We start from the raw sequence: 10992 nt of genomic DNA, 5'->3' as shown, positions 1-10992 counted from the left end.
AGGCTCTTTATACATAAGCATCTCTCCAATAAGCATTTCAAAGCGATTAAGCTAAGGCTCTTCAACCCACATTGAAGGGTTCTTCAGATAATCGCTTTTAAGTCTGATATTATCACCAACCACAATGAGAGAGATAACAAATGAAAGCGATAAATGACTTAGAAAAAATTTAAGACGTTTAGACATGACCAAATTACAACCTTACTACTGTGTACTTACCTTTTCAAGAAACCTTGATTTAATTTTAGATTTTGCAATGTTATACAAAAGATCTTCTAAATCAGCTTTATTTTGGTTTTAAAATCTCCTACAACTTCAAAGTGAGCATGATAAAACTCTAATAGTTTTTCACTATGTTTTAAAACAACAATTAAGTCACTACCTTCAACAGAATTGGCTTCAGAAATGGTTGTAATTTCAAAATTTAGCCCCTGATATAGATATAATTCCTTATTATTTTTTTCTCCTATTTATTTTAAAATAATTAAATAAAAAAGACTGGCGAACCAGTCTTTTATTTAACTTCTAGTCAAAAACTAAAAATTAACGGCATTCAGAAGGTACATATTTATCTGGCATAGTACCAGCGGCTACTGTTAGACCACGAGCTGTTGCTGTTGCTGTTGCTGTTGATGAACAAGCCCAATCAATTGTTCCACCAACAGTAGATGTCGCTAATGCAACTGCATTAATAAATGGAGTAAATACAATAGTTTTTTCTGCTGCATCCGCAGGTAAACCAGATGTTGCAGCAGCTCCCGATTCAACAGTAATAATTCCTGTTGTATCCTCAATCACTACAGATTTGACATATTTAGAAGCAATTGTACCTGCAGCCTGTTCAGCAGCCAAAGAATCAGCAGCTGCTTTAACACCCGTCATACCATTGCTAGTGTAACCTTCTGATACAGATGCTTTAGAACTTGAACCAGCTGTAACCATTTCAGTTACTTTTGCACGTACTGTATAGTTTTGATAAGCAGGAATCGCAACTGCAGCCAAAATACCGATAATTGCTACAACAATCATTAATTCAATAAGGGTAAAACCCTTTTGTACTGTATTCATAACATTCTCCACAAATGTTTTTTGTTTATTTATAAGCCTAAAGAAAAAGCTCATTTAGCTTAATTTTATATTTAGCACTAAGCGTGCCAAGTTTTATTATAATAAAATTGAGAGAAAAAACAGCACTTTAAAAAAATATTTTTATTTTTGTAACTATAGTGTTTTATTTTGTGCAACTAACTGACAAAAATTGTCAGTTAGTTGACTAAAATCACCCCAGGATAATCGGTTTATTCCCTAACTCATTTTCTAAATCTGTTATTTCCCGATCATAGTATTGATCCAATACTTCTCCAATCTGTTTTACACCTTCAATGACACCTTCTTTAAACCTCTGCTGAACCAGATTTTGAATAATGCTTTGACAGATTTCATCCCAGACTTGCTGGGTCGTTGCATTTTTAATTCCCCGATCAATCACAATTTCAACCTTATGCTCGCAGAGGTTCAAATAGAGTAATACCCCACTATTATATTCAGTATCCCAAACCCCAAGTTCAGCAAATAACTGTCGAGCACGACATAAAGTATCCTGATAATAGGCAGATCGTGAAGGCAGACAGCCTTCAATCACCACCTGAATCTCCCCCACATGCCCATGCTCAGCTTCTTCCACCGCCACTGCAATCGCATGCTGATCCTGCTTGGAAAAAAAACGCTTGGTTGCCGGCATATAAAAGAAATGCTTGAGCCAGCGCTTAAAGCTCGGCTGCGCATGCTCTTCCAGCTTCGGTCGCGTGACAATTTCTGTCGTATCTGTCGTTGTTACCATGAGCCTGATGCTCCTCCCCCACCAAATCCACCACCGCCACCGCCGAAGCCGCCGCCCCCAAAACCACCACGACCACTACCGCCACGGCCACCACCTGCCATAAAGGCATGTAAAATCAACTGTGCAAGCGAGGTGACCAGTAAAAAGAATACCCCAGCACCAATCATTAAACTGGCAATTAAACCCATGCCATTGACCAGACCGGCAGCTGTGCCTGCAACTGCGGCAGTTGCAGCGCTGAGTTTTCTGCCAAAAATCATGGAGCCGACGACACCAGCCACAATAATAAACAGCACGCTACTGAACGTTGCCTTACTGGCTTTTTGTGCCTGATAAGCCTGTTCCTGACGCTCTTTTAGTTCATCAGCTGCCTGTGCTGCAATTTCAGGATCAAGATTTAAAATCCGTTCTATTTCAGCCAGTCCTGAGTCGATCCCCTGAGCATATTGAGCCTGTTTAAAATACGGCGTGATCTTGTCATTGATAATCCGGCCTGCCACGATATCGGGCAGTACACCTTCCAGACCATAACCGGTCAGGATCTGAATACGGCGATCATTGATGGCAATCGTCATCAATAAACCATTATCGCGTTTGGCTGAACCGAGCTGCCAGGCGTCAGCCACGCGCATGGAATAATCAAAAATATCTTCCTGCCCCGTGGTCGGAACAATCACGACACCAATCTGGCCTTTACCGGCATTATGCAAGTTTAAAATGCGTTGACTAATCGCCTGTTTTTCAGCTGGACTAAGTAAATTCGCCTGATCAATCACCGGTTCATTCAGACTGGGTAAATCACGCTGTATCTGGCCTTCAGCCATATCATTGGCAATTTGTGGCTGCTGGGCTGGTGTTACTTCGGTATCCGTTGGAGCTGTTTGAGAATTAGTCACAGCCGGCTTTTGTAATATTTCGCGCGCCACAATGACTTCTTCTGTATCGGTTGCTGTCGCGGTCTCACTCCAGGCCAGATTGTTCAGACTTGCACTTAAACTGATCAACAAACCGGCACAGAATTTTGCCGCCAGATTATGCCTCATTGCAGCCACTCTCTCTTTTGCAAAATTTGATCTTAATCAAATGAAACTGTCGGGGCTTTCTGTGCACTTTGCTCGGCACTAAAGTTTGGTTTAGTGTCCATCCCAATCACCTTTGCCGTCATCACTTGCGGGAATTGACGCGCATAGCCATTAAAGTCCTGAACCGTGGTGATATAACGGTTACGTGCCACGGCGATTCTATTTTCAGTGCCTTCGAGCTGTACCTGTAAATCACGGAACTGCTGATTGGCTTTCAGGTCTGGATAATTTTCAGTCACCGCCAAAAGACGCGACAAGGCACTAGTCATTTGCGACTGCGCTTCCTGATAACGCTGGAATAATTCAGGATCTTCCAGCACTTCTCGATCTACTTTCAGACCGGCGACATTGGCACGTGCTTGAGTGACTTCGGTTAATACCTGTTCTTCATGCGCAGCATAGCCTTTGACCACGTTGACCAGATTCGGTACCAAGTCGGCACGGCGCTGATACTGGTTTTGCACTTCAGACCATGAAGCAGTTACCGCCTCATCTTTCACCTGCAAAGTGTTATAGCCACATCCTGTGAGGGTCAAGGTACTGGCCAGCATCAGGGTTATTAAAGATTGTTTTAATAGACGCATGATGTTTATCCTCAATTATTTATTGATATTTATTTAATTAATTTGATTTTAAACAGTATTTTCTAAAGTTTTGTTACTTTTTATAATCTTTTTTAATGGACTGTCTTTCAGTTGGATCAGACTTAAAAACAAAAAACCCGCCGAAGCGGGTTTTCTTGAATAATATGCGTTGCTGGTTAACGATTAGATATTCAGATAATCCAGAATTCCTTCTGCAGCCTGACGGCCTTCCCAGATCGCAGTAACCACCAGGTCAGAACCGCGCACCATGTCACCACCGGCAAAGATTTTTGGATTTGAAGTCTGGAACTTATATTGCTGTTGTTCAGCAGCAACGACACGACCTGAACCATCCAGATTAATTTCTACATCGGTGAACCAATCTGCTGGACTAGTACGGAAACCGAAAGCAAGCAGGACTGCATCCGCCGGAAGAATTTCTTCTGAACCCGGAATCGGCTCTGGACTACGGCGACCACGGCTATCTGGCTCACCTAGCTGAGTAGTAATAAATTTCACCCCAGTCACTTTGCCATTTTCACCAACAATCTCGATTGGCTGACGGTTGAATTGAAATTCTACCCCTTCTTCACGTGCATTTTGTACTTCACGACGTGAACCCGGCATGTTTTCTTCATCACGACGATAAGCACAAGTTACTGTCTCAGCACCTTGACGAATCGAAGTCCGGTTACAGTCCATCGCTGTATCACCACCGCCCAGCACAATGACTTTTTTGCCTTGTACGCTGATATATTCAGCCGGATCTTTTTCCCAGCCTTGAGTACGGTTGACATTGGCAATCAGGAAGTCCAGTGCATCAACAACACCATCCAGGTCTTCGCCGGCAAAACCACCTTTCATGTAGGTATAGGTGCCCATGCCCATGAATACCGCATCATAATCATTAAGTAACTGGTCAATCGTGACATCGGTGCCAATTTCAGTGTTGAGACGGAATTCCACGCCCATGCCGGTGAAAATTTCACGGCGGCGTTTCATCACATCTTTTTCCATTTTAAATTCTGGAATACCAAATGTTAAAAGACCACCAATTTCCGGACGTTTGTCAAACACGACTGGCTTTACGCCGGCACGAACCAAAATATCCGCACAGCCAAGTCCGGCAGGACCTGCACCAATAATCGCGACTTTTTTATTGGTCCACTTCACATTAGACATATCCGGACGCCAGCCCAAAGCAAAGGCGGTGTCATTGATATATTTTTCAGCATTGCCAATGGTGACTGCACCGAAACCGTCGTTCAGGGTACAAGCTCCTTCACATAAACGGTCTTGCGGACAAACACGACCACAGACTTCCGGCAAGGTATTGGTCTGGTGGCACAGTTCCGCTGCCTGGAACAGACGTCCTTCAGCCACCAGTTTCAACCAGTTCGGAATGTAGTTATGTACCGGACATTTCCATTCACAATACGGGTTACCACAACCGAGACAACGATGGGTCTGATTGGCAGCGATTTCCGCAGTAAACGGTTTATAAATTTCCACAAATTCTGCTTTGCGGACATCAAGCTCTTTTTTCTCTGGATCTTGGCGTGCGACATCCAGAAATTGAAAGTCATTACTCAGGCGTTCTGCCATGTCTCTCTCCGTGGCTAGATGTAAGGGGTTCACAGTTGCCTTACATCTGGCTTTATATCTGTTCGTCGTGGAATTATTGTGGATCAGCTTGAGTTGTTTTTAACAGCGTTTGCAAGTTGGCTGCTTTCGGTTTTACCAACCAGAACTTGCGGCTGTAGAAATCAAACTCGTGGCGGATCTTGTACGCCCAAGCACTACCGGTTTCTTTAATATGTTCATCCAGGATACGACCCAGAAAGGCTTTGTGCTCTTCCATCGCTTCGGTGGAAATACGATTCAGCTCAATCAGTTCATGGTTATAATGATCAACGAAGTCATTATCCAGATCAAGTACATAAGCAAAACCACCGGTCATACCCGCACCGAAGTTGTGTCCGACTTTACCCAGTACGGTCACGATCCCACCGGTCATATATTCACAGCAGTGATCGCCGGCACCTTCGATGACCGCAAATGCGCCCGAGTTACGCACCGCGAAACGCTCGCCTGCCGTACCCGCTGCATATAACTTACCGCCAGTGGCACCATAGAGACAGGTGTTACCAATGATCGCGGTATTTTGGGTCTGGAATGGTGAACCTTTTGGCGGGAAGATCGAAATGCGACCACCGGCCATGCCTTTACCGACATAGTCATTGGCATCGCCTTCAAGGCTGATGTGCAGACCACCGGCGTTCCAGACACCGAGCGACTGACCTGCAGTACCGTTCAGGTGTACTTTCACCGGATGATTTTCCATGCTCAGGTTGCCATAACGGCGGGCAATTTCACCGGATAAACGCGCACCAATCGAACGGTCACAGTTACCAATCGAGAAGTGATACTCACCGCCTGTTCCGGCTTCAATCGCAGGCAGGATTTCCGCCACCATTTTCTCTGCCAGAATCCCTTTATCAAATGGCGCATTGCCTTGAACTTGGCAATACTGCGCTTTACCTTCCGCAGCAGGATGGGATTCCAGTAATTTACTTAAATCAAGATGCGCATGCTTGGCGGTCTCACCCGGCAAGACTTCTAATAAATCTGTCCGGCCAATCAGGTCTTTTAGATGCGATACACCCAGTGCTGCCAACCATTCACGGGTTTCTTCAGCAATAAAAGTGAAGAAATTAATCAGCATTTGTGGCTCGCCAATATAATGCTCTTGACGCAAATGGTCTTGCTGGGTTGCCACACCGGTTGCACAGTTATTTAAATGGCAAATACGCAGGTATTTACAACCGAGTGCAATCATTGGCGTTGAACCAAAGCCAAAGCTTTCAGCCCCTAAAATCGCGGCTTTGACCACATCCAGACCGGTTTTTAAACCACCATCGGTTTGTACGCGAACCTTTCCACGCAGGTCGTTGACACGAAGCGCTTGATGCGCCTCAGAAAGACCCAGCTCCCACGGTGAACCTGCATGATGAATTGAAGAAAGTGGCGAAGCCGCTGTACCACCGTCATAACCTGAAATGGTAATGAAATCGGCATAGGCTTTTGCTACACCTGCCGCAATCGTCCCGACACCGGGTTCAGAAACCAGCTTAACGGACACCATCGCCTGTGGGTTAACCTGTTTTAAATCAAAGATCAACTGTGATAAATCTTCGATTGAATAGATGTCATGATGCGGAGGTGGCGAAATAAGCGTGACACCCGGTACAGAGTAACGTAAACGGGCAATCAGACCATTCACTTTACCACCCGGCAACTGACCACCTTCACCTGGTTTTGCACCTTGCGCGACTTTAATTTGCAGGACTTCTGCCGATGTTAAATACGCAGGCGTCACACCAAATCGGCCCGATGCAATTTGTTTGATTTTCGAGTTACGGATGGTGCCGTAACGCGCTGGATCTTCACCGCCCTCGCCTGAGTTCGAGCGACCACCGATGGTGTTCATGGCAATCGCAATCGCTTCATGTGCTTCCGGCGACAATGCACCCAAAGACATACCAGCAGAGTCAAAGCGCGGCAGGATTTCTTCCACCGATTCCACTTGATCCACTGGAATCGAATTATCAGTTTTCAGTTTGAACAGGTCACGAATGGTGGCAATCGGACGGTTATTCACCAGTTCGGCATATTCTTTAAAGTCGGAATAATTACCCGAACGCACTGCTTTATGCAGCGAGTTGATTACATCCGGATTAAAGGCATGATATTCCTTACCAAAGACAAACTTCAGCAAACCACCCTGATCAATGGGTTTACGGTTTTTCCAGGCAAGATCGGCCAACTGTTTCTGGTCATTTTCAAGGTCAACAAAGGTCGCACCCTGAATACGACTCGGCACACCAATGAAGCATGTATCAACCACTTCATTCGACAGACCGACTGCTTCAAATAACTGACCGCCACGGTAAGAGGCTACCGTCGAAATTCCCATTTTCGATAGAACTTTGAGTAAGCCTTTCTCAATGCCTTTACGGAAATTGTTTTGTGCATAGATTGGATCACCCAAGAGCTCGCCTTTGGCGACCAGATCATTGATCACGTCATAAGCCAGATATGGATAAATCGCGGTTGCGCCAAAGCCGAGAAGCACTGCGAACTGATGTGGATCACGGGCAAAACCGGTTTCAACAATCAGGTTGGCATCGGTACGCAAACCGGTATTAATCAAGTAATGATGCACCGCACCGGTCACCATAAAGGCATTGGCTGGCAAGTGGCCTTCACGGATTTTCTTGTCTGAAAGCATCAGTAAAGTTTTGCCATCACGAATCGCTTGTGCAGCCTCGATGCAAATACGCAGAATTGCGGCTTGTAAACCTTCAGTTTCAGTATAGTTCAGGTCAATGTCAGCAATTTCGTAACCTTTACGCCCCAAGGTACGGATTTGATGCATTTTCGAGTTTGAAAGGACCGGACTGGAAATAATCAGACGGTCAGCATGTTCAGGCCCCTGTTCAAACACGTTTTGTTCACGGCCTAAACAGGTTTCCAGTGACATCACGATCGATTCACGCAGTGGATCAATTGGCGGGTTGGTCACCTGCGCAAACTGCTGACGGAAATAATCCGACACATGGCGCACCTGACGTGACAATACTGCCATGGGCGTATCATCGCCCATCGATCCCACAGCTTCCTGACCACTTTCCGCGATTGGACGCAATAACTGGTCACGTTCTTCAAAGGTTACCATGAACATTTTCTGTGCCGCTTTCAGGCCATCGCCTTTTAAGCCTTGATCACATAAATATTCTTCCAGCTCGGGGCTACCTTGCAAACGCACAGAATTTTCACGTAACCATTCACGGTATGGACGCATACGTTTTAGATGATGATTCACATCTTGCGTATCCAGTATCTTGCCGGTTTGCGTATCGATCACCAGCATTTGGCCGGGGCCAACACGTCCTTTAGAAATCACATCTTCAGGTTGATAACCCCAGACCCCAATTTCCGACGCTAGCGTGATATAACCATTTTTGGTAATCACCCAACGTGCCGGACGCAGACCGTTACGATCCAGCATACAAATCGCATGACGGCCATCCTGAATCACCAGACCTGCCGGGCCATCCCAGGCTTCCATATGTTTTGAGTTAAATTCATAGAAAGCACGCAAGTCCGCATCAAGCGTTTCCACGTTCTGCCACGCAGGCGGAACCAGCATACGTAAGGCACGGAACAGATCCATACCACCACCGACCAGAATCTCCAGCATATTATCCAGGCTTGAAGAATCCGAACCGGTACGATTCACAATCGGTTTCAGTTCAGTTAAACTCGGCAATAACGGATTTTCAAATTTTGGCACACGCGCCATGGCCCAGTTACGGTTGGCCGTAATGGTGTTGATTTCACCATTGTGCGCCAGATAACGGAACGGCTGTGCCAACGGCCAGCGTGGCAAAGTATTGGTCGAGAAACGCTGATGGAACACCACGATATGTGATTCTAGACGTTCATCAGCCAGATCGGTATAAAAGTCTGCAATCGCTTCCGGCATCATCAAGCCTTTATAGCTGATGACCGTTGAACATAAGGTGGTGACATAGAATGAGGTGTCATTCAGCAGCAATTGTTCTGCACGACGACGCGCCAGGAATAACTTACGGTTAAATTCAACCTCGGTCACGCCCATCGGGCAATTGACAATAATCTGTTCAAATGCCGGCATCGATTGCAAGGCAATTTCACCCAGTGCATCGACATGGGTTGGAATCACACGCCAAGCCAGAACAATGAGACCTTCAGCTTCAATTTCTTTGTTTAAAACCTGTTTGGCATGTGCAGCAAGCGCAGGATCAAGATTTAGGAACACCGAACCGACAGCAAAGACTTCACTTAAAGTTGTATCACTTAAGCGTTTTGCTTCTTCACGAAAGAACTTTTTCGGCATCGCCAAAAGCAGGCCACAACCATCCCCAGTCTTACCATCCGCGGCAATACCACCACGGTGGGTCATACAACTCAGACTATGAATCGCGGTCTTGACGAGATCATGGCTTGCATCACCCTGCATATGGGCGATTAAACCGAAACCACAGTTATCTTTAAACTCATCCGGTTGGTATAAACCTTGAGCGGGAGCTACATTATTAGGCGATGGCATGTGCATAGCGTACCCTTCTTTCACGAAGCCTCAATAGGCTGTTAAACAATCTAAATTCTTCTCTGCGCTGCGTTGAATGGACTTTCGAAGACCGTCTTGCTAGAGCAAAATCTTTTCATCTTTATTTCTTCAGCCTAGTCCTTTTTCAGACCGAATGCATAAAAAATAAAGTTTATTTTGCTGATGAATAACATAAAAATCAGGAATAAATATGACATTCATAGGTTGTCATCGAATCATTTTTCGCGCTAAAACAGGGAGATTAATTCAATCCATGCACCAATAAAGCAAATTACATGCCAATAAATAGCACATAAATTAAAACCATACAGATGACAAAGCTTTAACAAGGATTACAGGGATACTGGTTATTTTTAATGTGTATTTTTTGCACCAAAAGCGCACATTTCTAATTATGTCATTTTTTTGGTGCGCTATTTTAGAACGGGTTAGTTAAAAGGATCACTAATCTCATTGTTTTGAGGACGGGAATTCCCCCCTTGGTTCGGTCGATTATTATTGTTTTGTGGTTGCGGAGCACCTTCTACAGCACTTTCGGATTTCTGTACAGCGAGCACATTGCCAGCGGCATCACGACGCACAATTGTGGTACTGGTGGTCGCATCCGAACTACGCGGTTTAACCTGAGCCTGAGTTTGCTGTCTGAGTCGTACAGATTCATCTACCTTTGGTAAAGGTACGTTTTTCAAGCGAATCTCATACAGCTTTTGATTGCTTGCCAATTCCTCTGAACCCAGATTATTGACCAGACTGACATACTGCTGTATTGGCACCACTTCAGGCTTCACTGAAGCAGGCAAATTTAAATTCAATGTAGATAAGGCCTGATTGGCTTCGGCGGCGGTCTTATACTGACCATACAGCAGCACATATTGTTCTGGCTGATTTTCACCGGATATTCTTAGATAAATAAAAGCCTTACGATCTGGCTGTTTTTTAAGAAAGCTTTTTAGAATGGCTTCATTACTGACACGAAATAATTCAATCGCATGCTGTTTTTTCGCATCATTAACAAATTTGGTGCCGCGAAATTCTGGCTCATGATTGGCATTTACAATGGTGCGCGTATTCAAATCGAGGGGTTTGACCTCGTCAAAAAGCGCACCAAGATGGGTCATTGTCGCTACTTTTTCCGGCTGAATTTGTAATTGAACTTTAGTTTCTGGCTTTTTTTCCACTTCAATTACCGCATCTGAATCAGTAATGGCCCAAAAGATCAAGGCTGCAAATAGACAGCATACACCACAGACCAGCCAGAAATAGTGCTGAACCTTTTGCCAAGGAGTGTGTAATGCTGTCATAAAAACTAAA

7 protein-coding genes are annotated in these 10992 nt (G+C 44.9%); all 7 read right to left on the bottom strand.

Features of this window, described 5'->3' with window-relative positions; translation table 11 throughout:
• Positions 1-543: 543 nt before the first annotated feature.
• Positions 544-1068, bottom strand: a complete 525-nt coding sequence (locus tag FTV48_RS02900) for a pilin (protein WP_179999335.1) — start codon at positions 1066-1068, stop codon at positions 544-546.
• A gap of 211 nt (positions 1069-1279) precedes the next feature.
• On the bottom strand, positions 1280-1840 hold the full coding sequence (locus FTV48_RS02895; protein WP_179999333.1) for a TPM domain-containing protein: 561 nt from the start codon (positions 1838-1840) through the stop codon (positions 1280-1282).
• Positions 1834-2883, bottom strand: a complete 1050-nt coding sequence (locus tag FTV48_RS02890; RefSeq protein WP_179999342.1) for a YgcG family protein — start codon at positions 2881-2883, stop codon at positions 1834-1836. Before FTV48_RS02890 ends, FTV48_RS02895 begins: the two co-directional genes overlap by 7 nt.
• Before the next feature lie 32 nt (positions 2884-2915).
• Positions 2916-3506 (bottom strand): LemA family protein, encoded by a 591-nt coding sequence (locus FTV48_RS02885; RefSeq protein WP_179999331.1) that lies wholly within the window; start codon positions 3504-3506, stop codon positions 2916-2918.
• A gap of 183 nt (positions 3507-3689) precedes the next feature.
• Positions 3690-5111 carry an FAD-dependent oxidoreductase gene (locus tag FTV48_RS02880; protein WP_179999329.1) on the bottom strand — a complete coding sequence of 474 codons (1422 nt, stop codon included), beginning with the start codon at positions 5109-5111 and terminating at the stop codon, positions 3690-3692.
• A 73-nt stretch (positions 5112-5184) separates the two neighbouring features.
• On the bottom strand, positions 5185-9660 hold the full coding sequence (gene gltB / locus FTV48_RS02875) for a glutamate synthase large subunit (RefSeq protein ID WP_179999327.1): 4476 nt from the start codon (positions 9658-9660) through the stop codon (positions 5185-5187).
• 449 nt (positions 9661-10109) lie between these two features.
• Complete coding sequence (locus tag FTV48_RS02870) at positions 10110-10982, bottom strand: hypothetical protein (RefSeq protein ID WP_179999325.1); 873 nt, start codon at positions 10980-10982, stop codon at positions 10110-10112.
• Positions 10983-10992: the final 10 nt, after the last annotated feature.

It is taken from the genome of Acinetobacter sp. YH18001, assembly GCF_013416975.1.
GTDB classification, from domain to species: Bacteria; Pseudomonadota; Gammaproteobacteria; order Pseudomonadales; family Moraxellaceae; genus Acinetobacter; species Acinetobacter pseudolwoffii.
This window is presented reverse-complemented; position numbering and strand designations above follow the sequence as displayed.